24 protein-coding genes and 2 pseudogenes are annotated in these 25,128 nt (G+C 58.2%); 11 read left to right on the plus strand and 15 right to left on the minus strand.

Annotated features, from left to right (window positions below; translation table 11 throughout):
- Positions 1–8: 8 nt before the first annotated feature.
- Genes dapF through lptM form a run of 3 tightly spaced genes read right to left on the minus strand, consistent with a single transcriptional unit; the run spans position 9 to position 2,248 of the window.
- Positions 9–839, minus strand: a complete 831-nt coding sequence (gene dapF / locus BLR20_RS25560; RefSeq protein ID WP_010438623.1) for a diaminopimelate epimerase — start codon at positions 837–839, stop codon at positions 9–11.
- Between the two features lie 5 nt (positions 840–844).
- Positions 845–2,092, minus strand: coding sequence for a diaminopimelate decarboxylase (lysA, locus tag BLR20_RS25565; protein ID WP_032614178.1), 1,248 nt, complete (start codon positions 2,090–2,092; stop codon positions 845–847).
- A gap of 9 nt (positions 2,093–2,101) precedes the next feature.
- Entirely contained in the window at positions 2,102–2,248 is a 147-nt protein-coding gene (gene lptM / locus BLR20_RS25570; protein WP_003377923.1) for an LPS translocon maturation chaperone LptM, read from the minus strand.
- Positions 2,249–2,486: 238 nt separating this feature from the next.
- Here lptM and cyaY point away from each other — a divergent pair, with 238 nt between their 5' ends.
- From cyaY to rnk, 3 genes are all read left to right on the plus strand, one after another.
- Positions 2,487–2,819, plus strand: coding sequence for an iron donor protein CyaY (gene cyaY / locus BLR20_RS25575; protein WP_010438629.1), 333 nt, complete (start codon positions 2,487–2,489; stop codon positions 2,817–2,819).
- A 2-nt stretch (positions 2,820–2,821) separates the two neighbouring features.
- Positions 2,822–3,058: a DUF1289 domain-containing protein gene (locus BLR20_RS25580; RefSeq protein WP_003318094.1), complete on the plus strand. Its 237-nt coding sequence runs from the start codon at positions 2,822–2,824 to the stop codon at positions 3,056–3,058.
- 134 nt (positions 3,059–3,192) lie between these two features.
- On the plus strand, positions 3,193–3,600 hold the full coding sequence (rnk, locus tag BLR20_RS25585) for a nucleoside diphosphate kinase regulator (RefSeq protein ID WP_003344485.1): 408 nt from the start codon (positions 3,193–3,195) through the stop codon (positions 3,598–3,600).
- 262 nt (positions 3,601–3,862) lie between these two features.
- On the opposite strand, the gene BLR20_RS25590 is transcribed toward rnk, so the two are convergent.
- The 3 genes from BLR20_RS25590 to BLR20_RS25600 all read right to left on the minus strand — a co-directional run bounded on the left by BLR20_RS25590 (position 3,863) and on the right by BLR20_RS25600 (position 7,633).
- The gene (locus tag BLR20_RS25590) at positions 3,863–6,709 is read right to left on the minus strand and encodes a class I adenylate cyclase (protein WP_054994029.1); all 2,847 of its coding nucleotides are present in this window, start codon (positions 6,707–6,709) and stop codon (positions 3,863–3,865) included.
- A 182-nt stretch (positions 6,710–6,891) separates the two neighbouring features.
- The gene (locus BLR20_RS25595; RefSeq protein ID WP_003344490.1) at positions 6,892–7,140 is read right to left on the minus strand and encodes a TIGR02647 family protein; all 249 of its coding nucleotides are present in this window, start codon (positions 7,138–7,140) and stop codon (positions 6,892–6,894) included.
- Between the two features lie 217 nt (positions 7,141–7,357).
- Positions 7,358–7,633, minus strand: a complete 276-nt coding sequence (locus tag BLR20_RS25600) for a hypothetical protein (RefSeq protein WP_003344493.1) — start codon at positions 7,631–7,633, stop codon at positions 7,358–7,360.
- Positions 7,634–7,821: 188 nt separating this feature from the next.
- Here BLR20_RS25600 and BLR20_RS25605 point away from each other — a divergent pair, with 188 nt between their 5' ends.
- The gene (locus tag BLR20_RS25605; RefSeq protein ID WP_054994030.1) at positions 7,822–8,487 is read left to right on the plus strand and encodes a glutathione S-transferase family protein; all 666 of its coding nucleotides are present in this window, start codon (positions 7,822–7,824) and stop codon (positions 8,485–8,487) included.
- Positions 8,488–8,529: 42 nt separating this feature from the next.
- Here the strand turns inward: BLR20_RS25605 and gltP are convergent, their stop codons facing one another.
- The 4 genes from gltP to rimA all read right to left on the minus strand — a co-directional run bounded on the left by gltP (position 8,530) and on the right by rimA (position 12,497).
- On the minus strand, positions 8,530–9,861 hold the full coding sequence (gene gltP, locus BLR20_RS25610) for a glutamate/aspartate:proton symporter GltP (RefSeq protein ID WP_010436307.1): 1,332 nt from the start codon (positions 9,859–9,861) through the stop codon (positions 8,530–8,532).
- Positions 9,862–10,319: 458 nt separating this feature from the next.
- On the minus strand, positions 10,320–11,225 hold the full coding sequence (gene rimK / locus BLR20_RS25615) for a 30S ribosomal protein S6--L-glutamate ligase (protein ID WP_003318100.1): 906 nt from the start codon (positions 11,223–11,225) through the stop codon (positions 10,320–10,322).
- The gene (rimB, locus tag BLR20_RS25620; RefSeq protein ID WP_010436304.1) at positions 11,222–11,698 is read right to left on the minus strand and encodes a retropepsin-like aspartic endopeptidase RimB; all 477 of its coding nucleotides are present in this window, start codon (positions 11,696–11,698) and stop codon (positions 11,222–11,224) included. The genes rimK and rimB overlap by 4 nt, the downstream gene beginning before the upstream one ends.
- 16 nt (positions 11,699–11,714) lie before the next feature.
- On the minus strand, positions 11,715–12,497 hold the full coding sequence (rimA, locus tag BLR20_RS25625; protein WP_010436302.1) for a S6 modification regulatory phosphodiesterase RimA: 783 nt from the start codon (positions 12,495–12,497) through the stop codon (positions 11,715–11,717).
- Positions 12,498–12,664: 167 nt separating this feature from the next.
- Between rimA and BLR20_RS25630 the strand changes: the two genes are divergently transcribed.
- From BLR20_RS25630 to BLR20_RS25640, 3 genes are all read left to right on the plus strand, one after another.
- Positions 12,665–13,072: an RNA-binding S4 domain-containing protein gene (locus tag BLR20_RS25630; protein ID WP_010436299.1), complete on the plus strand. Its 408-nt coding sequence runs from the start codon at positions 12,665–12,667 to the stop codon at positions 13,070–13,072.
- Positions 13,073–13,248: 176 nt separating this feature from the next.
- Positions 13,249–14,151 (plus strand): Hsp33 family molecular chaperone HslO, encoded by a 903-nt coding sequence (hslO, locus tag BLR20_RS25635; RefSeq protein WP_010436295.1) that lies wholly within the window; start codon positions 13,249–13,251, stop codon positions 14,149–14,151.
- Between the two features lie 179 nt (positions 14,152–14,330).
- The gene (locus BLR20_RS25640) at positions 14,331–15,875 is read left to right on the plus strand and encodes a phosphoenolpyruvate carboxykinase (protein ID WP_010436292.1); all 1,545 of its coding nucleotides are present in this window, start codon (positions 14,331–14,333) and stop codon (positions 15,873–15,875) included.
- A gap of 156 nt (positions 15,876–16,031) precedes the next feature.
- On the opposite strand, the pseudogene BLR20_RS28640 reads toward BLR20_RS25640, so the two are convergent.
- From BLR20_RS28640 to BLR20_RS25650, 3 genes and pseudogenes are all read right to left on the minus strand, one after another.
- A pseudogene (locus tag BLR20_RS28640) lies at positions 16,032–16,167 on the minus strand (type VI secretion system amidase immunity protein Tai4); the annotation flags it as partial.
- Between the two features lie 76 nt (positions 16,168–16,243).
- Positions 16,244–16,696, minus strand: coding sequence for a hypothetical protein (locus tag BLR20_RS25645; RefSeq protein WP_032614189.1), 453 nt, complete (start codon positions 16,694–16,696; stop codon positions 16,244–16,246).
- Positions 16,672–17,976 (minus strand): annotated as a pseudogene (locus tag BLR20_RS25650) (DUF6402 family protein). Before BLR20_RS25650 ends, BLR20_RS25645 begins: the two are co-directional and overlap by 25 nt.
- A 506-nt stretch (positions 17,977–18,482) precedes the next feature.
- On the opposite strand from BLR20_RS25650, the gene BLR20_RS25660 reads away from it, so the two are divergent.
- A complete protein-coding gene (locus BLR20_RS25660; protein WP_162235671.1) occupies positions 18,483–18,983 on the plus strand; it encodes a GNAT family N-acetyltransferase in 501 nt (166 codons plus the stop codon).
- A gap of 140 nt (positions 18,984–19,123) precedes the next feature.
- On the opposite strand, the gene BLR20_RS25670 is transcribed toward BLR20_RS25660, so the two are convergent.
- Both BLR20_RS25670 and BLR20_RS25675 read right to left on the minus strand, forming a co-directional pair.
- Positions 19,124–19,837, minus strand: coding sequence for a cupin domain-containing protein (locus tag BLR20_RS25670; RefSeq protein WP_032614194.1), 714 nt, complete (start codon positions 19,835–19,837; stop codon positions 19,124–19,126).
- A gap of 132 nt (positions 19,838–19,969) precedes the next feature.
- Entirely contained in the window at positions 19,970–20,827 is an 858-nt protein-coding gene (locus BLR20_RS25675) for a GNAT family N-acetyltransferase (protein ID WP_032614196.1), read from the minus strand.
- 534 nt (positions 20,828–21,361) lie between these two features.
- Between BLR20_RS25675 and BLR20_RS25685 the strand changes: the two genes are divergently transcribed.
- The 3 genes from BLR20_RS25685 to BLR20_RS25695 all read left to right on the plus strand — a co-directional run bounded on the left by BLR20_RS25685 (position 21,362) and on the right by BLR20_RS25695 (position 25,102).
- Positions 21,362–22,030 (plus strand): haloacid dehalogenase type II, encoded by a 669-nt coding sequence (locus BLR20_RS25685; RefSeq protein ID WP_003344523.1) that lies wholly within the window; start codon positions 21,362–21,364, stop codon positions 22,028–22,030.
- Between the two features lie 66 nt (positions 22,031–22,096).
- The gene (locus tag BLR20_RS25690) at positions 22,097–23,371 is read left to right on the plus strand and encodes an NAD(P)/FAD-dependent oxidoreductase (protein ID WP_054994036.1); all 1,275 of its coding nucleotides are present in this window, start codon (positions 22,097–22,099) and stop codon (positions 23,369–23,371) included.
- Positions 23,372–23,464: 93 nt separating this feature from the next.
- On the plus strand, positions 23,465–25,102 hold the full coding sequence (locus tag BLR20_RS25695; RefSeq protein WP_032614198.1) for an ABC transporter substrate-binding protein: 1,638 nt from the start codon (positions 23,465–23,467) through the stop codon (positions 25,100–25,102).
- Positions 25,103–25,128: the final 26 nt, after the last annotated feature.

A 25,128-nucleotide genomic window follows, 5' to 3' on the forward strand; every position in this document is an offset into this window, starting at 1 on the left:
TTACTCACTCAAAGACGAACTTGGCCTTCATAAACCCTGACTGCGGGGCCGGTCATCATGACAGAATGTCCCGGCCCAGCCCATTCGATGGACAGGCGACCGCCGGGCAGGTCGATCAGCAACGGCGAATCCATCCAGCCCTGACTGATGGCAGCCACAGCCGCCGCACAGGCACCGGTACCGCACGCCTGGGTTTCCCCGGCACCGCGTTCCCAGACACGCAACTGCGCACGCTGGCGGTCCACAACGTGGAGAAAGCCGACGTTGACCCGGGCCGGAAAGCGCGGGTGATGCTCGATCTTCGGCCCCAGCGCATGCACCGGTGCGTTATTGATGTCATCGACCCGCAGCACGGCGTGCGGATTGCCCATGGACACAGCCGCCATTTCGATATTCTGCCCGTCGACGTCAACGGTGTAACAGCTGGCCTGTTCCGCCGCTTCGAAGGGTATCTCTTCGGGTACAAACCTTGGCGGCCCCATATCGACGCTGATCTGCCCGTCGCTGCGGATATCCAGTTCGATGATGCCGCTCTTGGTCTCGACGCGTATCTGCTTCTTGGCGGTCAGGCGCTTGTCGAGCACAAAACGGGCAAAGCAGCGTGCGCCGTTGCCGCATTGTTCGACTTCGGAGCCGTCGGAATTGAAGATTCGATAGCGAAAGTCCACATCCGGGTTGTTCGGCGCCTCGACCAGCAAAAGCTGATCGAAACCGATACCGGTGTGGCGGTCGCCCCATTGTTTGGCGTGCTTGGGCAAGATATGCGCGTGCTGACTGACAAGGTCCAGGACCATGAAGTCGTTACCCAGCCCGTGCATCTTGGTAAAACGCAGCAGCATGGGGATTACTCCGGCAGCAGGCTTTCGCCAGCGAACAGCTCGGCCACGGTTTCGCGACGACGCACTTCAAAAGCCTGGGAACCGTCGACCAGTACCTCGGCGGCACGGCCACGGGTGTTGTAGTTCGAGCTCATGACGAAACCATAGGCACCGGCTGAATGGACGGCCAGCAGATCGCCCTCGGCCAGCGCCAGTTCGCGACCCTTGGCGAGGAAATCGCCGGTCTCGCAGATCGGCCCGACGATATCGTAAGCACGAGGTTCGCTGTCACGCGGACGCACCGCGGTGACCTCCATCCAGGCCTGATAAAGCGCAGGCCGGATCAGATCGTTCATCGCCGCATCGACGATGGCGAAATCCTTGTGCTCGGTGTGCTTGAGGTATTCGACACGGGTCAGCAGCGTGCCCGCGTTGGCGACGATGAAGCGTCCCGGTTCGAACAGCAGCCCCAGGTCGCGACCGGCCAGGCGCTCGCGCACGGCCTTGATGTAATCGGCCGCCAGCGGAGGCTCTTCGTCGCGATAACGCACGCCAAGACCGCCCCCCAGATCGATGTGGTGCAGGTGAATGCCGCAGTCGCCCAGACGATCTACCAGATCCAGCAGTCGATCCAGCGCATCGATGAACGGTTCGAGCGTGGTCAGTTGCGAGCCGATATGGCAGTCGACCCCGATCACTTCCAGGTTCGGCAACTGCGAGGCGCGAATGTACACGTCTTCCGCTGCGGCAATGGCGATGCCGAACTTGTTTTCCTTGAGGCCCGTGGAGATGTAGGGGTGAGTGCCTGCATCCACGTCCGGATTGACCCGCAGCGATATCGGCGCACGAACATTGAGTTCGGCAGCGACTTCCTGCAGGCGCTCCAGCTCGTCGGTGGATTCTACGTTGAAGCAGTGCACGCCGACTTCAAGGGCCCGACGCATGTCTTCGCGGGTCTTGCCGACACCGGAAAAGACGATCCTTTCGGCTTTGCCACCCGCCGCCAGCACACGCTCCAGCTCGCCACGCGAAACGATGTCGAAACCGGCGCCAAGGCGCGCCAGGACATTGAGTACACCCAGGTTGGAGTTGGCTTTTACGGCGAAGCAGACCATGTGCGGCATGCCGCTCAGCGCATCGGCGTAGGCACGGTATTGCGCTTCGATATGAGCGCGCGAGTAGACATAGGTCGGCGTGCCGAAGCGCTCGGCAATGCCGGACAAGGCTACCCCTTCCGCGAACAGCTCACCGTCGCGGTAGTTGAAGGCGTCCATGGAGTTCCCTTAAAGGTGCTTGTGCGATTGCGATTTGGCTTGTTCTTCCGGGGTTTTGGTGTCATCCGGCAGGTACAGCGGGCCTTTCTGGCCACAGGCTGTAACAAGACACGCGACCGCGACAAGCGCAGCAAGCGAAGAGATCAGGCGCTTCATGGCGAAATCCTTTGTAAAAGCATTAATTGCGCCCGAGTATACCGACCACCCGGCACCTTGCCTATGCGAGCGGCGTCCCGTCTGGCGGGCCTTTGGCGCGAAAGCCGCAGCAGAGCTATGGTTGATCGGGATTAAAGTGCTCGTGCATCGCCAATGTTGGGTAAGCTTTGCATTTGCCTGCCTGCGTCCGTATCTTGCCCGTCTGCGCCATCAGCAGGCAATTATCGAGGTTTCCGTAATGAGTTTGACCGAAGCGCGCTTTCACGATCTGGTCGATGCGACTCAGCAGAATATCGAAGACGTATTCGACGAGAGTGGTCTGGATGTGGACCTGGAAAACTCGGCCGGTGTACTGACCGTCAAGTTTGAAGGCGGCACGCAGCTTATCTTCAGCCGTCAGGAGCCCCTGCGCCAGCTGTGGCTGGCCGCCAAATCGGGTGGTTTTCACTTCGACTACGACGAAGAGAATCAGTGCTGGGCCTGCGATTCCAGTGATGAGCTGCTGAGCGAGATGCTGGAGCGCTTTACCGTCGAGCAGGCTGGTGTTGAACTGGATTTCGACGAGATCTGATCGTGAGCCAGTCCCCCGTTCGACCGCCCAAGCCGCTTTTCAGCAACGTCAGCCCGGCAGTAGCCTCTCCGTGTATCAGCCTGTGTCGGCTCGATGAGCAGAAGGTTTGCCTGGGGTGCTTCCGTCATGTCGAAGACATCCGCGAATGGCGCTCGGCCGATGACGACCGGCGCCGCCAGATTCGCCATGAAGCCGATCAGCGTCGAGCCCGCGCCGAGGTTGACCAGGCCGCTGGCTGAAACCGCGTCGGGTTGTGTATTTATTGCGCTGTGTTAGGGTCAGACCTTGCCTCTGCAGACAAGAGGCTCGTCAAACCCCGCCAATTGGTGGGGTTTTGTTTTATTCATGGAGAATAAAGGAGTCTGCCCAGACCATGACCACAGCACCTTCGATCATCCTTACCCGACTCGACGTACAGCGTCTTGAGAGTTTTATCGCCAGCCAGGACGAAGACGCGCCGGGTATCCAGGCGTTGCAAGCCGAACTGGACCGCGCCGACCAGGTGGTTGGCCACGACGAAGTGCCTGCGGGCGTTGTGACCATGAATTCGCGTGTGCATTGCCGCGAAGAAGTCAGTGGCAAGGACTACCACCTCAAACTGGTTTATCCACAGGATGCGGGCGCGGACGGCACCGTCTCGGTCCTGGCGCCAATGGGTTCGGCGCTGCTGGGTCTGCAAATCGGCCAACACATCGACTGGCCTGCACCGGGCGGCAAGACCCTGAAACTGACCTTGCTGGCGGTTGAATATCAGCCGGAAGCGGCGGGCGAGTACGAGTAATCAAAGGCGCTGCATCCGTAGAACGCCTCCGGATTCAGGAGCGGACGCAGAGCGTCCAGAACTGCATTCCCACGCGGAGCGTGAGGAACGAGAGGCGCCCCGCAGAATACCTGTCGTGCCAATGCTCCGCGTTGGCATGCAGTGCGTGACGCTCCGGCGTCACAGCTCCGGAAGTGGACCCAGAGCGTCCAGAACTGCATTCCCACGCTGGAGCGTGCGGAACGGGCGCTTCGCAGAAAACCTATCGTGCCAATGCTGTACGTCAGGCCTGACCCATCGCCTCGTTCAGCAGTTTTTCCAGCTCGGCCTTGTGGCGCAGGAAGAGGATGCTTTGCCCGTGCTTGCCGTCCAGCAGCCCGGACAGGTCCAGGTCGGTGATGTAACAGCGATAGCGCTGGAGCTCCAGGCGTTTGCCGAGGATTTGTTGCGCGACGGCGGCGTACAGTCGATCGCCGTATTCCAGTTCGGAAAACTCGTTGTTGTCGCAGTAGAGGGTGGCGTTCAGTTGCCCTGGCGAGGTTTCTTCGATGATTGCCTGCACGTCGTAGAACGCCTTGTCCGCCGCGGTCGGCGCCGGTCGATGCTCGACACGTCGGGCAGGCCCCGCGCCGGAGGGCAGCATCTGATAGTAGAGGGCTTCCAGCGTCACCGGCGCGGACGGATCATCCAGTGGCAATGAAGCGCCCCGGCGATAAACCAGCGCGTGAAGAAAGCGCTGCAGCGGCACCAGCAGGCTCTGTTCATCGTGATACGGCAGACGCTGGTGCCAGAGCGAATTGTGTTCGTCGAGCACGTACAGATCAGCATCCGGCTCGTTGACCCGATAGAACACCTGAATGCACTCAGGCTGGCCAAGCGGCAGGATCAGGGCCAGATCGTGGTCATCGAGTGCCTGCGGGTCCAGGTGCAGCGGGCTGTATGACGACAGCTGTTCACCCAGATACTTGAACAGCCCGGGCAGGCTGTTGATCACCACATGACCGATCTGACCCGGCTTCATCTCCAGCACGTGATACTGCTGCTGCACCTGAATCAGGTAACGGTGATTGAGCCGCCTCTCCAGTAACAACCGCGCCGTGCCGATCAGCTCTTCGACACGCTGGGCAATAGCGGGTGCGCGGTTATGGCAGAAGCAACGCACGTGAATCTGCGGCTGTTTACCGCTCTGCGGCAGGCTGCCGAGCAGCTCGCTCATGCAGTCGAGCAGAGCGTGCGGGCCGTCGTAACGGCTGACCAGGGTTTCGTTCCAGGTATTGAGGGTGATCTGGTCCAGCGTCAGCACCAGATTTTCCCGGACACCCGCGTAACTGAGCGAGTCGGTGCGCTCGGTGGTCATCAGAATATTGAGGTCGCGGTGATGCCTGAGCGGATCGACGCCGACATTGATCAACAGCAGTATTTCACTGGGCGTGCAGGGCATCAGCAACGCCTCATCGCTGACCTCGGGCAGTGGCAGTTGAATGCTCTGCTGCAAGGCGCCCATCAGGTTGAACAGCTCGAACTCGCTCAGGTCACTGGTGCCCGGGTGCAATGCCACGCGGGTGGTGCTGTCGATCACGGTATTGCGGTGGCACCAGGTCAGCAGCTCAAGCAATTCCCGGCTGCGTTTGAGTGGCGAGTAATTCGGCCACTCGTGAATGCCCAGATTGCCGTTATACAAGGCCCACTGGTGCTTGCCTGGCTCGCGCTTGTCGGGCGAATGCACCAGCGTCAGCGTATCTTCGGCAAGGTCAGGGGCGATGCCCGGGTTGATGAACTCGACCTTGCCCGCCTTGCGTTCAAAAGCTGCATACAGACGCCGCCCCAGAATGGTCAGGTCGCGGGCATTGAGCGCATCGGCAGTGCTTTGCGTTTTGGCAAATCGGCTCTGAAAGCGATAGCTGTAATTAAGCTCGTTGACCAGTGCGCGGCGTTCGCCGGCCACCTGGCGGACTTTCCACTGACTGCGGCTGTCGAGCAGCGCCAGTTGTCGCTCGTCCCAACCCCATTCCGTCGTCAGGCGTTCCAGCAACTGGCGCTGCCAGCCGACGTTGCGCAAACGCGTTGACCCGGTGAGCTTCTTGTTGACCTTCAGGTACAGGCTGCGCCGCACCAGCTCCAGGCGCTCCGGCTCGTTGCGTGCTTGCAGATGTTCCTCGATGCGCCGGTATACGACCACGTAAGGGTCCAGTTCATCCAGGTCCGCCTGGTTAGCGAACACCGCTTGCTTGAAACGCAGGCTCAGGCACTGAACGCGAGGATGCTCGCTGGAATAGACCTCGATCAACAACAGCTTGAGCACAGACTTGTAGGGCGACTCGATGCCTTTGAACAACTGCCACAATCCGGCACCGATGAACTCGGCCGGGGGAATGTGCGACATCGGGCCGAGATCGAGCACCTCGCTGGCGCGGATGAAGCGTTTGCTCAGCAGGGTGTAGGTGTAATCCTCGTAATTCTGCTCTTCATAGACCGGCACCAGCCACCACATCGGGGTGCGCCCGGCGAGCCAGATCGCGGTGCGGTAAAACTCGTCAAGCAACAGGTAATGCTGGGTCGTCCCGCAGTCGTCCGAGCTGAGCTGCGAATCGCGCTCGCCGCTCTTGAAACGCTGTGGGTCGATCAGAAAGAAATGCGCCTCTGCGCCCATCGTCGCAGCCCAGGCCTCGAGTGCCTGGCACTTCTTGCGCAGGTCGGCGATGGCCTCCGGCTCCAGCTCACTGTCGTGGCAGACCCAGACATCCATATCGCTTTGTTCGGCCTGAGCCAGCGTGCCGAGGCTGCCCATCAGAAACAGGCCATGAATCGGCTGGGGCGGGTTGCCGTGCCGGGCCTTGTAGGAAAAGGAGCGCGTCAGCCGCTGTGCCTCGGCCAGGGCCAGCGTGTCCGGCTCGTAGTGCGAGACACCGGCAGGCGTGCTGCCGGAAACATAACCGGGCAACAGCGGATGGTTGACGTGAAAGAACAACGGCAGCAGGGTCAGAACGCTTTGCTGGCGGGTCGACATGCCTTCCAGCGCACGCGCGTACCGCCCGTCGTTGAGCGACAGGAAACGGTTACGCAACTGGCTGAGAACCTTGCGGTCGATGCCCTCATCCAGGTCGGGGCGAATTTCAGGATTACGCGTCATCGCAACTCAAGGCATCTGGCCTGGGCAGGCGTGGAATTACCTAGAAAGATGGCGGAGAAGGTTTGCAGCCGAGAGAAGCGGATTCGGTCGGATGGTTATTCTGGCGCCAACGTCCTGTATCGACTGGCGCTCGGATAAGTGAAGGGCCTGCCACGCTTTTTTGTGCGCAGGCCCTGCGACATTCAGGCGGCTTGCCTGGAGACGTTGAGGATGGTCAGCAATGATTGGGCATGTTGCGCGGCCTCAAGCCCGAGGCTGGTCAGATAACCGCCATCGACCTGGGTCGTCAGCCCTTTGTCGAAGAGTCTTTGTGCTGCCGCGACGGCCGTGGGCGCCGCTACATGATGGACTTTGAGGCCTTCCTGGGTGTTTCCCAGATTGAACAGTGCAAGGATTTCCAGTTCGGCAACCAACTCAGGGGTATACGACATAGGTACTCCAGACTTTTTTGTAGTAGTACGACCTCGCCGGCTGGCGGGTGTGCTCTGGAATCGACGTGTCCGATCTGCGCTCGTCGGTTCTGGGTGACCGTTAAAGCCGGTTTGGCGTGTGGCCCCGGAGGATCAAGCGGCAGCGGGGCATTTGCAGTGTAGTCAGCGTCTGAAGTGTTTGCAGCATATATCTTGCTGTCACGCTCTGACCGCAGGGTTACTTTTCCGGCGGCAGGTCAGGCAGGGCGCGCAGTGCTGCTTCATACCATTGCGTGTCGAACGGGCGGTCCTGCTCCAGCAAGGCATCGATCTCGATGGCCAGCACATGGGCCATCATTTCAAGAATATCTTCACGCTCATAGTTCACCAGGGTCAGCATGTTGAAGACCGCTCTGGCTGCTGGCGGATTACCGGCTTCGATCTGGTTCTCGATGGCTTCGATCAGGGTCGAGGCAGCAAAGTCTTCTTCGTCATTATCGATGTCGTCGGTCATGGTCACTCCTCAGGTAAGGCGGGCAGTCTACCCGGAATCCTGCAATCGGGCAGTCCTGCCAGCCCGAATGGTCATGTGTAGGACGCTTCCTAAAACTGCCGGGAAATGACCCAAGTCACTGAAAGATAGAGTCAGCCCGGTAGCGTGCAGCCCGTCAATTACCAGGATGGAGGCTGAGGAGGCCGACGATGCTGACGCTTTATGGATTCGCCGCAAGCAACTACTTCAATATGGTCAAGCTGGCGCTGCTGGAGAAGCGACTGCCCTTTCAGGTGGTGCCGCTGTTTGGCTGTCAGAGCCCTGAGGTGCTGGCTGTCAGCGCCCGCGGCAAGGTGCCCGTCCTCGGAACGGCGGAGGGCTTCATCAGTGAGACCGACGTGATTCTGCGCTATATAGAGGAAACCTCACCGGACCGGCCACTGCTGCCCGACAGCGCCTTCGCACGCGCTCAGGTATGGACCATCGCCAAGGAAATCGAGTTGTACATCGAGCTGCCGGCACGCATGTGCTATGCGGAGGTGATTTTTGGTGGCAGACCGACGCCGCCCGACCTCAAGGCCAAGGCACGTCGCGATCTGATCAAAGGTTTCGCCGCCCTGGCTCAGCGCGGCCTGTTTGCCCCCTATGTGGCTGGCGAGCATTTCACCGTTGCCGATATCTACTTTCTGTACAGCGTCGATCTGGCGCAACAGGTCGGCGAGCGACTGTTCGGGCTGGACCTGCTGGAGGACATGCCCGCTGCGCGAGCCCTGCAGGAGCAGCTGGCCTTGAGCCCGAACGTTCAGCAAGTAGCCGCTGACAGAGAGGCTGACTGGCCGGCGTTCATGGCTCGCGTGCAGCGGGCAGATAGCTAAGGCAGCTCGTTCCTCACGCCCACGCATGAGGAACGATGGCCGTTACTCTGCGGCAGGCTGGCGCAGTGGCACAGGCTCTTTGCTGCGCCAGTGCGGCAGGGATTCCCAGTAGCGCTCGCCCTTTTCATCGTCATACATGCCTTCCCAGCGCGAGATGACCAGCACTGCCAGCGCGTTGCCGATCACGTTCAATGCGGTACGCGCCATGTCCATGATCCGGTCGACACCGGCGATGAAAGCCAGGCCTTCCAGTGGAATACCGGCGCTGCCCAGTGTCGCCAGCAGCACGACAAAGGAAACCCCCGGTACACCCGCGATGCCTTTGGAGGTGACCATCAGGGTGAGTACCAGCATCAATTGCGCGCCAATCGACAGGTCGATGCCGTACAACTGAGCGATGAAGATTGCTGCGATGCTCTGATAGAGCGTCGAACCGTCAAGGTTGAACGAGTAGCCCGTGGGCACCACGAAGCTGCAGATCGCCTTCGGTGCGCCATAGGCTTCCATCTTCTGGATCACGCGTGGCAGTACGGTTTCGGAGCTGGCGGTGGAGTAGGACAGAATCAGCTCGTCCTTGAAGATGCGCATCAGCCTGATGACCGAAAAACCGAATGCACGGGCGATCAGCCCAAGCACCACAAAGGCGAAGAAGGCGATGGCCACGTAAACCAGAATCACCAGCTTGGCGAGCGGCAGCAGAGAGGCGAAGCCGAAGTTCGCTACGGTCACCGCAATCAGGGCAAACACGCCGATCGGCGCATAGTTCATGATCATGTGAGTGACCTTGAACATGGTTTCCGAAACGCCCTGAAACAGTTTCACCAGCGGCTCACGGACCTCGGCCTGCAGACTGGAAAGCCCCAGACCGAACAGCACTGAAAAGAAGATGATCGGCAGCATCTCGCCACGCGCCATGGCAGCGAAGATGTTGGACGGGATCAGGTTGAGAATGGTCGCGATAAACGCGTGATCGTGCTGAACTTCGGCAGTCGTCTGCTGATACTTGGAGATATCGACGGTGCCCAGCGTACTCATGTCGATGCCAGTGCCCGGATGGAACACGTTGGCCAGGACCAGGCCCACCAGAATCGCGATAGTGGTCACGACTTCGAAATAGAGAATGGTCTTGAGACCGATACGCCCCAGCTTCTTGGCATCGCCCACGCCGGCGATGCCGACGATCAGAGAGGCGACAACGATAGGGATAACGATCATCTTGATCAGACGGATGAAGATATCGCCCGCTGGCTGCAGGATGTTAGTGATCCACCAGGCCTTTTCTGCGCTGAAATGATTGAGTAGCGCCCCCACGGCGATACCCAGTACCAGTCCGATCAGAATCTGCCAGGCCAGACTCAGCTTTGCCTTCTTCATATTATTACCCTTGTTCAAAGTGGCTTGGGCAAGTCCAAAACCCGCGAGCCGAACATGCTTTTTCACAGCAGTTTCGGGGCAGGAGCTCCCTTTGGAAATGTCCCGAGAAGGTCACCGCAGACGAGCATCCCGGCTCTGTAGCAGGCGAAAAAAGTCGCAACTATTCCCATGGCGCGCGTATACGTCTAATGCCGTAAACGACTACCTCATGCATGATCGGCATACAAATACGGGAAAAATGTGTTGATTTATGTAACACAGGAGGATGGCTATTCGGCGCGAAGCTGGCTATTACGTCGCCTTAGGCTGAACAGGGAGATACGGGATAGAAGACGGGATACTGCGGCCCGGGATCGACTGCCAGACCTATTTACCTGATGTACGGTAACTGAATGCCCAGGCCGGTCTGTCCGCAGACAGAACGCCAGCCTGAGCAATCTAAACGAGGGGCAGAACCGTCAGCCTTTTCCTTTGGTACGGGTCATGTGCGGGCCGCTGTTCTTCTCGAGGTACTCGATGATCATCCCGGCCACGTCCTTGCTGGTGGTCACTTCAATGCCTTCCAGACCAGGCGAGGAGTTGACCTCCATCACCAAGGGACCGTGATTGGAACGCAGGATATCCACACCCGCCACGCTCAGCCCCATGACCTTGGCTGCACGCAACGCAGTCATGCGCTCCTCAGGTGTGATCTTGATCAGACTGGCGCTGCCGCCGCGGTGCAGGTTGGAGCGGAACTCGCCCGGTTTGGCCTGACGTTTCATCGAGGCGATGACCTTGTCACCGACCACGAAGCAGCGGATGTCGGCGCCGCCCGCTTCCTTGATGTATTCCTGAACCATGATGTCCTGCTTGAGGCCCATGAAAGCTTCGATCACCGATTCGGCCGCCGTGGCCGTTTCGCACAGCACCACGCCGATCCCCTGAGTACCTTCGAGCACCTTGATGACCAGGGGCGCGCCATTGACCATCTGTATCAGGTCGGGAATATCGTCGGGCGAGTGAGCGAAACCGGTGACCGGCAAACCGATACCCCGGCGTGACAGGAGTTGCAGCGAGCGCAGCTTGTCCCGCGAACGGGCAATGGCGACCGATTCATTGAGCGGAAACACGCCCATCATTTCAAACTGACGCAACACCGCACAGCCATAGAAAGTCACCGAAGCACCGATGCGCGGGATCACCGCATCGAAGCCCTCCAGAGGTTTGCCGCGGTAGTGGATCTGCGGCTTGTGGCTGGCGATGTTCATATAGGCGCGCAGGGTGTCGATCACCACCATCTCATGGCCACGCTCAATGCCAGCTTCGACCAGACGACGGGTGGAATACAGACGCGGATTACGCGAAAGCACAGCGATCTTCATGCAACACCTGAGGAAGTAGAGGCCGGGAACACCGGCTTGTCTTGTACATAAGTTATGCCCGGATTGACCACCAGCTGGCCGTCGATCAGAGCCTTGGAGCCGAGCAGCAGCCGATAACGCATCGACTTGCGGCAGGCCAGTGTGAATTCCACCGGCCAGATAAGATCACCCAGGGCCAGCGTGGTGCGAATGACATAGCGCACCTGCGCCTGACCGTTGGAGCTTTTAATGGTTTTCATGGCGACCAGTTGCGCTTCGCAGCGACGATGCCGCAACTGAACCACAGTGCCCAGATGCGCGTTAAAGCGCACCCATTTCTGCCCATTGCGTTCAAAAGGTTCGATTTCCGTGGCGTGCAGACTTGACGTGCTCGCACCGGTATCGATTTTTGCCCGCAGGCCAGCCACCCCCAGATCGGGAAGCGCCACCCACTCGCGTAGGCCGATGACTGTCAGATGATCGAATGTCTTCAATGCGATTCCGTACTGTTCAAGACTTCTGCCAGGCCTCGGGTGCTACCTGAGCCAGGGCTTTGAATGCAGGTTTGGCGAACAAATAGCCTTGCATCAGGGAGATGCCGCAATCAGCCAGAAAATCCCGCTCTTCAATGTGTTCGATACCTTCGGCGATGAGCTTAATCCCCAAGTCCGTACACATTGTGACAACGCCACGAACAATGGCCTGACGTGCGCGATCACGGTGAATGTCGCGAATCAGGTGCATGTCGAGTTTTATCAGATCGGGCTGGAAATCAGCCAGCAGCGTCAGGCCGGAATAGCCGGCACCGAAATCGTCGATGGCGGTCATGAAACCGAACTCCCGGTATTCGCGCAGGATGTTGCTCAAATGGCCGTTGTTGCAGACATGTTCGCTTTCGATGGTTTCGAAAATCAACCGCTCGATAGGAAAGTCATGCAGCTTGGCCGCTTCCAGCGTGCTACGGATACACAGCTCGGGACGATACACGGCATTGGGCAAAAAGTTGATCGATAAACGTTCGGTCATGCCCAGTCTCGCAGCGCCGGCGATGGCTGTAGTCCGGCAGGTCTGATCAAAGCGGTAGCGGTTCTGGTCGGTGACCTGTTTCAGCACCGACATCGCGCCTTCACCATTCGGGCCCCGGACCAGCGCTTCATGGGCAAAGATCGACTGGTCATGCAGGTTGACGATGGGTTGATAGGCATAATCAAACGAAAAGCCCAGTTCCGGACTGCCGGTGCAGCCCTCACACCCCTTTTTGGGGGAGGTCAACGAAGTTGGAAAATCTGTCACATCGCACTCCATGTGAGGTCAGGGCCATAAAATGATGAATAGCGGATTTTGACAAGCAAGGATCGGTTACTTCATGTTCTTGATAGCTATAGATCAGCAACTGCAGGCCGTCACGTTTCCTGATCAGCCGGATAACGTTAAGACTGCCACACGCATGAGGAATTCAAATGGCACAAAAGATGGAAGAAGACGATAAGGTCCGCCTGGATAAATGGCTGTGGGCAGCGCGCTTTTTCAAAACTCGTGCACTGGCCAAGGCGGCGATCGAAAGCGGCAAGGTGCACTGTCGCGGCGAGCGTTGCAAGCCCGGCAAGGAGCCTCGTATCGGTGACGAGTTTCAGATTCGCATGGGTTTCGACGACCGCACCGTAGTGGTCGAGGCTCTGTCCATCGTTCGGCGTGGCGCACCGGAGGCTCAGACGCTGTATCACGAGACACCCGATAGCATCGCCAGGCGCGAGAACGCTGTCGCTCAGCGCAAGGCCGGCAATCTGGGTGTGACCACCGACGGAAAGCCGACCAAGAAGCAACGCCGGGAGCTTTTCGGTTTCCGCGCCAGCCAGAACAACGACTGAAACACAGCACCGGGCAGCTCCGGCTATCAGTCCGAAGTGCCATCCAGCTTGGAAGCGCACCGCATAGCTCCTAAAATGCGGTCAATCCGCATGGCCCACGGCGCTCTCGAGTGCCGGGCGGCGCTTCCTCAGCCGCGTGCCATCCATTGTCATTACTTCAGATACCTTTACTACCTATGCATGATTTCCCGGACATCGATTTCACCCAGCGCTTCATCTTCGACGAAAACGACGTTCGCGGAGAACTGGTCGCCCTGGAGCGCAGCTACGCCGAGGTGCTCGCCAAGCATCCCTACCCGGAACCGGTGGCGCAGTTGCTTGGCGAACTGATGGCGGCTGCCGCGCTGCTCGTCGGCACCCTCAAATTCGACGGCCTGTTGATCCTCCAGGCGCGCTCCAGCGGCGCTGTACCGCTGCTGATGGTCGAGTGCTCCAGCGAGCGTGAACTGCGTGGCATTGCCCGTTATGACGAAGCGCTGGTTACAGCAGGCGCGGGTCTGCAGGACCTGATGCCCGATGGCTCGCTGGCATTGACCATCGACCCGAGCAAGGGCAAGCGCTATCAGGGCATCGTTGCCCTCGACGGCGTAGACCTGTCGGAAAGCCTCTCCAACTATTTCGTGATGTCCGAACAGCTGGGCACGCGTTTCTGGCTCAAGGCCGACGGCCATCGCGCCCGCGGTCTGTTGCTGCAACAGCTGCCCATCGCACAGATCACCGATCCGGAAGAGCGCGACGCCAGCTGGGAGCACGTCATCACTCTGGCCAATACCCTCACTGCGGAGGAAATGCTCGGGCTTGACAACCAGACCATCCTGCATCGCCTGTATCACGAAGACCCGGTTCGCCTGTTCGACGTGCAGCCCATCTGCTTTCGCTGCAGTTGCTCGCGTGAGCGCTCGGCCAATGCGCTGGCCAGCCTGGGGCTGGAGGACGCGCAGCAACTGGTTATCGAGCACAACGGCACTGTCGAGATCGACTGCCAGTTCTGCAACGAACGCTATCTGTTCGATGCCACTGACGTCGCGCAGCTGTTTGCTGGCGGCGGTGTCGATTCGCCATCTGACACGCGCCATTAATCATCGCGTAAAGGGCCTCAGAATACGGTGTGGGCCCCTGTAATGCTGTTCTGACAGGAGGGTCCTACCATTTCCGGGCATTTCTGGCATAATCCGGCCCACTTTTACGCTGTAGTAGTGGTTGTTTTTTTACTACAAAACCGTTTGGAGCACTCGGCCACAGGCCGACGGGGAACCTCATGACGCAAACCAACAACGCTGTGTACACCGATCTGAGCACCGACGAACTGGTCAAGGAAGCCCTTGCCCGCAAAGAAGGCGTACTTTCCGATACTGGCGCACTGGTTGTGGAGACAGGCCATCGTACTGGCCGTTCGCCGGTCGATCGTTTCATCGTTGAAGAGCCGAGCACTCAGGACGCCATCGCCTGGGGCCCGATCAACCGCAAGTTCCCGGAGGAGAAATTCAACGCCCTGTGGAACCGTGTCGGCGCGTACCTCGCCGAGCGCGAGCGCTTCGTTTCCCACGTTCATGTAGGCTCCGATCCTGCGCACTACCTGCCAGTCAAGATGACCACCGAGACTGCGTGGCACAATCTGTTCGGCCGCTGCCTGTTCATCAACCCTGAACAGTACAACCCGGCTGGCAAGGACGAGTGGGAAATCCAGAACGCGCCATGGTTCGTCTGCGACCCTGATCGTGACGGCACCAACTCCGACGGCACCGTCATCATCAACTTCAAAGCCCGCAAGGTGCTGATCGCAGGCATGCGTTATGCCGGCGAAATGAAGAAAGCCATGTTCTCGGTGCAGAACTTCCTGCTCCCGGCGTCGGACGTTTTGCCGATGCACTGCGCGGCCAACATGGGCGAAGAGGGCGATGTCACCCTGTTCTTCGGCCTGTCCGGCACCGGCAAGACCACCCTGTCCGCCGACGAAAGCCGTTACCTGATCGGTGACGACGAGCACGGCTGGGGCGAAGGCGTGGTGTTCAACATCGAAGGCGGTTGCTACGCCAAGTGCATCGACCTGTCCGAGAAGAACGAGCCGGTCATCTGGAAAGCCATCCAGCACGGCGCCGTACTGGAAAACGTCGTACTCGACCCGGTCACCAAAAAAGCCGACTACGCCGACAGCAGCCTGACCCAGAACAGCCGCGCCGCCTACCCGCGCGAACTGATCGAAAAACGCGCGCCGAAAAACCTCGGTGGCGAGCCGAACGCCGTTATCTTCCTGACCTGCGACCTGACCGGCGTACTGCCGCCTGTGTCGATCCTCAGCGAAGAACAGGCCGCCTACCACTTCCTGTCGGGTTACACCGCACTGGTCGGATCGACTGAAATGGGTTCGGGTTCGGGCATCAAGTCCACTTTCTCCACCTGCTTCGGCGCACCGTTCTTCCCGCGTCCGGCCGGCGAATACGCAGAGCTGCTGATCAAGCGCATCCGCGGCTTCAAATCCAAGGTCTATCTGGTCAACACCGGCTGGACCGGCGGTGGCTACGGCGTCGGCAAGCGCTTCAACATCCCGACCACCCGTGGCGTGATCGCAGCGATCCAGAGCGGCGCACTGATCGGTGCCGAAACCGAGCACCTCGATACCATCAACCTCGACGTACCGAAGTCGGTACCCGGCGTCGATACCGGCCTGCTCAACCCACGCAACACCTGGGCTGACAAGGCTGCCTACGACGAAGCCGCCAAGGCCCTGGCTGGCCTGTTCGTGGAGAACTTCAAGAAGTTCGACGTGAGCGACGCCATCAAGGCTGCGGGTCCGAAGTTGTAAGATGTTGTAATTAGCCTCCACTAAAAAAACCGCCTTCATCAGGCGGTTTTTTTTGTCCTCGTTTTACGAATCTGAAAGCCTGTTGCAGATCTTGCCAGATGACAAATCGACTATATCAACGGCACACCTATATGGAGATATCGAATTTAGCATCTGTCATTTATTGTCTTGCATATAAGTATAATCCGGTTTATCAGAATTCTTTTAGCCACGCGCTGAGTGCTTTACTGTAATGGAGACCCAGACATTTCAACAAATTAAACTTTACGCCCTTTATTTCAGATTCGACCAAGGAGCTTTATAGTCTGTAGATACCGCGCCACTAAACTGCTCTTGCTCGAGACCCATTCCTTTGACGACCATCATAGTTACAGGGGAAGCCTTGCCCTAATCCATTCCAAGCGTGTGGGAGGCATAGTGATTAAATAATCTTTCTGCTCTTTATCATCTTGATAGATAATACTGTTTTCGGAGACTTTAAGCGGCTCATGCCCCGGCTGGCCGTCCCAAAAAACTTTATAATACCTCCTGGCTAACAGCTCGCCTTGTTTATCGAAGATAGTCAGCCGGACCCTCTCCATACCATCCCCATTAAAAAGGCTATTACTTACCCCGGCTCCGCAAAAAGTTATTATAAAATCTTTACTACCGAAACTCTTTGCACCTCCATTTAATGCCTCAGTGTGGTTATAGCGTTGACAATCAGTGTTGTCGAACAGATTGAAAGCAATGGAGTAAATAACCAAAGCAATCAACATAAAAATAAAGAAGAAAAAAGAGCGGAAATACATTTTTCTTACATAGGTTCTGAAGGTTTGCATAATGTATCCAGCTTTATAATGATGGGCGTTTTCAGTTTGTGGATTTTCGGTCTGCTGTAGATCATAAAATCGCCACCCCGGCCATGCTTTTCTCTTCACTCACTATAAGAGCTGTTGTAAACAGGCCAGTAAACATCTTTCTCCATGAATTTTCTTACCAAACCTGTTCTTTTATCCACTGGCTTGTCAATCTGGCCGCCAGGCAAATAGTCCCAATTGATTTTAGTTTCAGTTATCGGGGTACTTCCCATACGGGTATGAATTTTCTTACCGTCAACCAGATCACTGACAACGGCAGAGTAAGAAAGAATCATATCATTTTTGTTCCAGTGGCCCAGATATTGGCTGTTACCCTCATTTTTGTCATTAAAAGAATAGTTATCTTTCAGGTAGGTATACACACAGGTAATAGCCGCCGTTGCGTCGACGCAAAATGTTCTGGTTCTGGCTTGATCGTCATATTTGTAAAACTTTTCCACAGCAACTTCAACCACGCCAATGGCCGCATAAATATTAAAATTCCCTAGCGTCGCGGTGAGGTCAGTTAAACTCAGACCGTCAAGCGTGTTGCTTGTTGATATTGCCTGAAACTGAATTTGCCAATCAATATGAAACTGCCTGATATCACCTATCCAAGGAGCTGTATCAAAGGAAAGATTTGCTGCTGACCTAGATTCATCGAATTTATTTTTTACTTGCTTGAAAATTTTATGTCTAGCGCCTGCAATCGCTTTTTCAGAGTAAATCTTTTCCTCAATCAACTCGTTGAATTTTTCTGCGACGCTCCCATACTTTAATGCCCATTTTAACGTCACGGTTGCGTCATCAATGGGCTGAATTGAATTGGGTCGATCATTATAGATATGCTTAGGGCTGGCGAACCACTGTCTGGCAATCTTGGCAGCTATCGGCCAACCAATGTTGTCCATGGCCAAAGGAATATCCTGCAGATCAAATTCTGGAAGTTTTTCTTTATCTTCTGCATGAGCCTCTAGAGCATCGGATTTTGAAGGTGTGGATTGCCCGGAGAATGGCTTATTGCTTTTGACCTCAGCAGCTGATTTCTGACCTCCCGCTTCTGTTTGCTGCGCCATTAACTGATCTTTACCAAGCTCAGCAGGCTTTAAGAATACTTGACCAGGCGCACAGCGTTGGTAAGAGATTTTTTGTGGAGTATTGATGGGAACTGCGCCATCTAAACCATCACTCTCTTTCCATACCCTCCCACGAAACATTGATCGTTCCATAGTGTAGTAAGGTACTTTACTAACTTTTGCCATAACCCATTTCCTTGGAAAACAATCAAATCCTAAATCTACTCAGCACCTCTCACGCAGCGGTAGGAACGCTGGGGCAAAGCAACGGAGGTTTGCATTGTTTAGCTTGAGGACCCCGGCCGTCAATTTCGTTGCGCGCCCAGGCATCGATTTTCTCCCCCAATGTGACTCGATCAACGTTGTGAGCCGTACCTCCAAGACGTTTGCCCGCTCAATGGGCAGGGCCGAGACCTCACGCTAACTGTCGTCTATTTACTTGATATGGCGCAGGCATTGCTCGAGCCATCAATCGCGGGTATCGGAAGCTGCTCACTGCCCGGGCTGGAAGGGCAAGCTCACAGGCAAATGCCGTAACCGTCAGGTCGTCGGAGCGGTGTTGTAATTAAACATCTTTGCATCCGGACCTGCACGTGACCTCGAAAATGCTCAAGCAAACGCCTCGACTTGTCGGTGCGTTTGCTTGTCTGGAATACTGATTTCCACTGAGGACGATGACCAGGAGGTGTGATGTGGGCGTAAATGGGATTCAGATACGGCGTTTCGTGCCGAGCGACGAGTCAGGTGTATCGGCGATGATCCTGCCGATCCAGCGTGAAGAGTTCGGTATTCCCATCACCGCCGAAGACCAGCCTGACCTGAAAGCGATTCCGGACTTTTACCAGACCGGCACAGGGGATTTCTGGGTCGCGGTACAAGACGACCAGGTCATCGGCAGCATCGGCCTCAGGGATATCGGCGCAGGGCAGGCAGCACTGCGCAAGATGTTTGTCGCCGCGCCGTTTCGCGGCCGGGAATTCTCCGTTGCAGCCAGACTGCTCGAGCGCCTGATCGAGGAATCAACTCGCAAGGGCGTCACCGAAGTATTCCTGGGCACGACCGACAAGTTTCACGCTGCGCATCGCTTCTATGAAAAGCACGGCTTCAGAGAAATCACGAAGGAAGACCTGCCTGCGAGCTTTCCGTTGATCGCGGTGGACAGCAAGTTCTATGTGCTGGGTCTGAAAGAATAATGTAGCGGGCGAGAAGCATCACCAGTGTTTGGGTGCTTCTGCCGATTTCGTTGTATTCATCGACATAGCGTTTGCCCACCGTTCTATTTCAGACTCCCTGCTGAATAGAGTCCTCGGGCGAAGCCGCACGTCGTTCTACTTCACGTCACCGCATAAAACTTGCGCACATACGCAGTGCTGGTCCACTTGCAGGGCGCGCCTTGGGCGACGAATACGGTGTCGCCGGTGTTCACGGTCAGGCTCGGGCCGTTTTCCAGGCTCAGCTCGACGCTGCCTTCGATCAGGTTCATCAGTTCATGGATCTTGTGCGGCCGCGAGATGCGCTCGTAGGGTGTCGAGTCCCACACGCCGGTACGCAGGGTGCTGGCGGTGTCTTCGAAGAGGTTGTTGCTGCGGCATTGCGGCAGCGCGCTAATCATAATCGCCGGATCTGGCGGTGAAGACGGCGTGAGCATGGCGAGGCGGTCGAGCGCGGTAATGCCCGGTTTGTCTGGCCCGCTGGCCTGGGTGGACGCGCAGAACGCCCAGAGGCTGTCCGGTTGCGCTTCGATACGAACTTCAGTGCCACGACCGATCACTGCACTTTCGCCGGTCTTGATCGTGATGCTTTCGGTACCGGAGGTCAGGGTGACGGACCCGCGATGCATCACCAGCATTTCGGTGTAGGGGTAAGCGGCCACTGACAGTGACGTGCCGAAGTGCACGAGGCCGGCCGCAATGCCCTGATCATCAATGAACGCTGTGCGGCGGTCATTATCGAACGAGTCATGCGCATCGATGGGGCCAGTGGTGAATTCGGTGTCTACCGGGCTGAGGTCAGCGCGGGCCAATAGCAGGACAGTGGGTTGGGGCATTGAGGCGGCTCCTGAAGTTGAAGCGTTGATGATCGTTCCCACGCTCCGCGTGGTAATGCATTTCGTGACGCTCTGCGTCACATGTTCGAGACCGGACGCGGAGCATTGGCACGATGATGTTGTTCCGGGCGATCAGCCGATCGCCTGGGTAATCAGCGCAAACTGGCGCACGCCCTGAGTGGCTTGCGGGACCGCGCCCATGCTCATGCAGGTCACGCTGTCGACGCGCTTGAGGCCGGCTTGCTCCAGCCAGTCGGCCAGTCCGCAATCGGTGGGGATGTCGATGCGTACGAAGGCGTAAGGCACGCGGGCCAGCAGCTCTCCGATCATGTGCCTGGCCTGGTCAACGCTCTGGGCGACGACAGGGCCGATGCACAGGCCGCGGCCGAACGGGCGCAACAGGGCAAAGGCCTGCAACTGGCCGTCGCGCTCGATGCCGACGGCGTGCTCAAGGTTGTTCAGCACATCGCCCAGCGTCACCGAGCGGTCCATCCCTGAACCGGCGTTAGCCAGTTCCAGCACGCGAGGGTGGTCAGCCTCGCTCAGCCCACGGCAACGTTCCTGTGCCTTCAATTCGGTCGGGCCGGGCGGTTGCGCCTGCCCCTGACGCTGCTGGATCTCGCCAAAGCTGACAAACCCCATCTTCGCGTAGAGCGGCGCACCCGCCAGCGTGGCGTTGAGGATCGCCGTGCGGGGTGCAACGCTGCCGACAGCCAATTCCATCAACTTGCGGCCAATGCCCTTACCTTGATAGTCGTCGCTGACAATCACCAGGCCGATGGTGGAAAACTCGCCCTGATGGCAGGCAAACGCGCTGCCGATCAAACGCCCGTTGTGTAGCGCGACGAAGCCCTGAGCGACACGTTGCAGCATGGCCCAGTCTTCAAGCCGGTGCGGCCATTTCAGGGCGAGGGACAGCTCATGTGCGTTGCCGACATCGGCTGCAGTCATGGGGCGATATTCAAAGTCGAGGCGTTGCTGAGCGAGCATGAAGTCTCTCCGTCCAGAAGGATGCACAGGCAATAAAAGGTTGCTGCAGATGCTCTGTATCCCACCTGTGGCGAGAGGAGACAAGAGGCTGGCAAGCATTCGGCAGATTCCACAAAGTGCCGTTCGCCAGACCACAGTTACTGCTTAAATCAGCCGGGCCTCCGGCAGCAAATGCTTAGGGTTTTTACACCGCGTTCAGGCTCTTTATATAGCTGCCGGCATTTGTCACTCGCCAACCGCTGGCGCGGCGCAGTTTCTGCGGCGCAAACCCGCGTGTTTGAGCCCGAGCGCCCTGAAAAGGGTCACAAAAGCGCCGAAAACCGGGCTCTGCCCAAGGCTGGAGCGCCCCGCAAAGTCTGCTGAGCGCGCACCTCAAAACGGTGGTTTCTATCAAGCAGCCATCACTTTTAACGCCATCTGCTGATTTCACGGTGTTGTAATGAGGTTGTGCTGCAGCGTGCATCACCGCCCGTGGACATCAGGCCGGAATGCTCGTCATGCCATGACCTCAACGAACTTTCAGGACCGCACACAATGAGCTTTCTTCGACCAAAATTCATTACGTTCGACTGCTACGGCACGTTGACCAATTTCCACATGGGCACCATGACGCGCGAGCTGTTTGCCGACCGTGTTCCGGCTGAACAGATGGATCAGTTCGTCAGGGATTTTTCGGCGTATCGTCTGGATCAGGTCATGGGTGACTGGATGCCGTACGACGAAATCCTCAAGGTTGCACTGGCGCGTACCTGCAAGCGCTGGAACGTTGAATACCGCGAAGAAGGCCAACTGTATTACGACGCCGTGCCGACCTGGGGCCCGCATGCCGATGTGCCCGCCGGTCTGGCGAAAATCGCCGACAAGATCCCGCTGGTGATTTACTCCAACGCCAGCGACAGCCAGATCATGTCCAACGTCGAAAAGCTCGGTGCACCGTTTCACAAGGTGTTCACCGCCGACCAGGCCAAGGTCTACAAGCCGCGTCTGGCAGCCTTCGAGTTCATGCTCGACAACCTGGGTTGCGGTCCGGAAGACATCTTGCATGTGTCCTCGAGCTTCCGATATGACCTGTTCTCGGCCCACGACATGAAAATCAAAAACAAGGCCTTTGTGGCTCGCGGTCATGAACAGCCCGCCAACAGCTTCTACGAATACCACCAGATCCCGGATATCGGCGGACTGGCCGGGCTGGTCGGCCTCTAGGCTGGGCAACCCGCGCAAAACCGGCATTTTTCAAGGTGCTCTTCGATGAGTGACAAGGGGAACGATATGCGCAGTGAGTCTTACTGGCTCGATACGGCTCCAGACTTTACCGGCGCGCAAGATGGCGCAGTGGAGGGGCAGGCTGACGTGGTGGTGGTCGGTGGCGGTTTCACCGGCCTTGCGGCGGCGCGTGCATTGGCCTTGAAAGGTGCCAGCGTGGTGGTTCTGGAAGCAGGCCGGGTGATCGGCGAAGCGTCGGGCCGCAATGGCGGACAATGCAATACGGGCGTGGCCCAGGACTACGCGTCGTTGAGCGCAACCCTGGGTGCCGATCAGGCACGCGAGTATTACAAGGCTTACGAAAGCGCGGTGCAGAGCGTCGTGACCGTGATCGCGGAGGAAAACATCGCCTGCGACATCAAGCGTAACGGCAAGCTCAAGCTGGCGGCCAAGCCAGGGCATTACGAAGGCCTGGCGCGCACTTGCGAGCTGATCCGCCGTGAAGTCGATGCTGACGTCGAGCTACTGTCCGCTCAGGACGTGCGCGCCGAAATCGATTCGCACGAGTTTCACGGTGGCCTGCTGCAGCGCAACGGCATACAGATGCATGTCGGACGTTTCGGTCTGGGTCTCGCCGATGCGGCCGTGCGGCATGGCGCAAGGGTGTATCAGGGCGCGACGGTAAAGGACTGGAAAGCCAACCGTGGCGGCTTTGTGGTCAACACCTCGAAAGGCTCTATCCAGGCCGGCCAGCTGCTGTTGGCGACCGGTGCCTGCCAGCATGGCGGACTGGGCTGGTATCGCCGGCGCATCGTGCCGGTCGGCAGCTTCGTCATAGTCACTGAAGTGTTGCCGCAAGCGCTGATCGACCAACTGTTCCCCAACCAGCGCGCTTACGTGACCAGCCGTTTGATCGGCAACTATTTCCGCCTCACGCCGGACAACCGCCTGCTGTTCGGCGGGCGCGCGCGCTTCGCCATGTCCAACAGCAGTTCCGACGCCAAGAGCGGCAAGGTGCTGCAGGCGGCCATGGTGCAGATGTTTCCGCAACTGGCACAGGTCAAGGTCGACTACTGCTGGGGCGGCCTGGTGGACATGACCTCCGACCGTCTGCCGCGGGCAGGCGAACACAACGGGGTCTTCTACTCGATGGGTTACAGCGGCCACGGTGTACAGATGTCGGTGCACATGGGGCGGATGATGGCCGAAGTCATGGAAGGCAAGGCGCAGGCCAACCCCTGGAAGGACCTGAGCTGGCCAGCCATTCCCGGCCACTTCGGCAAGCCGTGGTTTCTGCCGCTGGTGGGTGCGTATTACCGCTACCAGGACAGTCGCCACTGAGTGTTTGTCTGACCGTCGTCGTGTGTGCTTGAAGGACGCTCCGGCCAACCGTGAGCAATTCGGAATTTTCCCTTTTCGACAGGTAGAACTGATATGGCTGATAACAAAACCGACTCCGCGTTGATCACAGGCCAAGACAGCCTGCGGGTTTTCGAAGGTCTCAATCGTGGCCTGTCGCGGCGCGATGCGTTGCGCATGCTGGGTGTTGCAGGTGTGGTTGCGGCAGGCTCCACCAGCCTGTTCGGCGCGGCCGGCAAGGTCTTTGCCGACGACGCGGATGCCCCTGTCAAAGGCAAGCCGGGCGGCCGTATCCGGGTCGCCGGCATGTCCAGTTCTACCGCCGATACGCTGGATCCGGCCAAGGGCGCACTGTCTACCGACTACGTGCGTCATTTCATGTTCTACAACGGCCTGACGCGTTTCGACAGCCATCTGGTGCCGCACATGGAGCTGGCCGAGAAGATCGAAAGCGACAACGCTACGGTCTGGACCGTGACCCTGCGCCAGGGCGTGACCTTCCACAACGGCAAGGCACTGACCGCTGGCGACGTGGTGTTCTCCCTGTCGCGCCACAAGGACCCGGCCACCGGCTCGAAAGTCCTGCCCCTGATGGCGCAGTTTTCCGAGATCAAGGCCACCGGCCCGCTGGAAGTGCAGATCACCCTCAGTTCGCCAAACGCCGAACTGCCGTCGATCCTCGCGGTTTCGCATCTGCTGATCGTGCCCGAAGGCACCACCGACTTCAGCAAAGGTATCGGCACCGGGCCGTTCACCGTCAAGGAATTCAACCCTGGCGTGCGCTCGGTCAGTGCGCGCAACCCCAACTACTGGAAGCCGGGCCTGCCTTACCTGGACGAAATCGAATTCATCGCCATCGCCGACGAGCCATCGCGGGTCAACGCGCTGCTGTCCGGCGATGTGCACATGATCAACGAGGTCAATCCACGCTCGACCACGCGCATTGCCGCCAGCGCCACGCACCGTGTAGTGGATGCGCCGTCCGGCAACTACACCGACCTGATCATTCGTCAGGACCAGATGCCCGGCAAGAGCCCGGACTTCACCGAGGCCATGAAGTACCTGCTGGACCGTGAACAGGTCAAATCGGCGGTGTTCCGCGGCTACGCTCGCGTGGGTAACGACCATCCGATCTCGCCGGGCTCGCGCTACTTCAACGCCGACCTGCCGCAGCGCGCCTACGATCCGGAAAAAGCCAAATTCCTGCTCAAGAAAGCCGGCATGGAAAAGATCACCATGGCCGTGGCGGCATCGCCTGCTGCCACCGGCTCGGTGGACATCGCCGTGTTGCTGCAACAGTCCGCCAAACAGGCCGGGCTGACGCTCAACGTCAACCGCCTGCCGAGCGATGGCTACTGGTCCAACCACTGGATGAAGCACCCGCTGAGCTTCGGCAACATCAACCCGCGCCCGAACGCCGACGTGATCTTCTCGCAGTTCTTCCAGTCCACAGCGCCATGGAACGAATCCGGCTGGAAAAACGATCAGTTCGACCAGTTGCTGTTGCTGGCCCGTGGCGAAACCGACGACGCCAAGCGCGGCAAAATGTATGGCGACATGCAGGCTCTGGTCAGCCAGAACTGCGGCATCGGCATCCCTGTGTTCATCAGCAACATCGACGGTGTGGACAAGCGTATCCAGGGCTACTCCAGCAACCCGCTGGGCGGCTTCATGGGCTACATGTTCAGCGAGCAGGTGTGGCTGGACGCGTAATTGCAACGCTGAACCGAGCAGGAGGA

Origin of the sequence: Pseudomonas congelans, assembly GCF_900103225.1 — a bacterium.
Lineage (GTDB): Bacteria > Pseudomonadota > Gammaproteobacteria > Pseudomonadales > Pseudomonadaceae > Aquipseudomonas > Aquipseudomonas congelans.

Coding starts and splice junctions, on each gene's coding strand:
- dapF (WP_010438623.1), bottom strand. CDS start 839: ATGCTGCTGCGTTTTACCAAGATGCACGGGCTGGGTAACGACTTCATG.
- lysA (WP_032614178.1), bottom strand. CDS start 2,092: ATGGACGCCTTCAACTACCGCGACGGTGAGCTGTTCGCGGAAGGGGTA.
- lptM (WP_003377923.1), bottom strand. CDS start 2,248: ATGAAGCGCCTGATCTCTTCGCTTGCTGCGCTTGTCGCGGTCGCGTGT.
- cyaY (WP_010438629.1), top strand. CDS start 2,487: ATGAGTTTGACCGAAGCGCGCTTTCACGATCTGGTCGATGCGACTCAG.
- rnk (WP_003344485.1), top strand. CDS start 3,193: ATGACCACAGCACCTTCGATCATCCTTACCCGACTCGACGTACAGCGT.
- BLR20_RS25590 (WP_054994029.1), bottom strand. CDS start 6,709: ATGACGCGTAATCCTGAAATTCGCCCCGACCTGGATGAGGGCATCGAC.
- BLR20_RS25595 (WP_003344490.1), bottom strand. CDS start 7,140: ATGTCGTATACCCCTGAGTTGGTTGCCGAACTGGAAATCCTTGCACTG.
- BLR20_RS25600 (WP_003344493.1), bottom strand. CDS start 7,633: ATGACCGACGACATCGATAATGACGAAGAAGACTTTGCTGCCTCGACC.
- BLR20_RS25605 (WP_054994030.1), top strand. CDS start 7,822: ATGCTGACGCTTTATGGATTCGCCGCAAGCAACTACTTCAATATGGTC.
- gltP (WP_010436307.1), bottom strand. CDS start 9,861: ATGAAGAAGGCAAAGCTGAGTCTGGCCTGGCAGATTCTGATCGGACTG.
- rimK (WP_003318100.1), bottom strand. CDS start 11,225: ATGAAGATCGCTGTGCTTTCGCGTAATCCGCGTCTGTATTCCACCCGT.
- BLR20_RS25630 (WP_010436299.1), top strand. CDS start 12,665: ATGGCACAAAAGATGGAAGAAGACGATAAGGTCCGCCTGGATAAATGG.
- hslO (WP_010436295.1), top strand. CDS start 13,249: ATGCATGATTTCCCGGACATCGATTTCACCCAGCGCTTCATCTTCGAC.
- BLR20_RS25640 (WP_010436292.1), top strand. CDS start 14,331: ATGACGCAAACCAACAACGCTGTGTACACCGATCTGAGCACCGACGAA.
- BLR20_RS25645 (WP_032614189.1), bottom strand. CDS start 16,696: ATGCAAACCTTCAGAACCTATGTAAGAAAAATGTATTTCCGCTCTTTT.
- BLR20_RS25670 (WP_032614194.1), bottom strand. CDS start 19,837: ATGCCCCAACCCACTGTCCTGCTATTGGCCCGCGCTGACCTCAGCCCG.
- BLR20_RS25675 (WP_032614196.1), bottom strand. CDS start 20,827: ATGCTCGCTCAGCAACGCCTCGACTTTGAATATCGCCCCATGACTGCA.
- BLR20_RS25685 (WP_003344523.1), top strand. CDS start 21,362: ATGAGCTTTCTTCGACCAAAATTCATTACGTTCGACTGCTACGGCACG.
- BLR20_RS25690 (WP_054994036.1), top strand. CDS start 22,097: ATGCGCAGTGAGTCTTACTGGCTCGATACGGCTCCAGACTTTACCGGC.
- BLR20_RS25695 (WP_032614198.1), top strand. CDS start 23,465: ATGGCTGATAACAAAACCGACTCCGCGTTGATCACAGGCCAAGACAGC.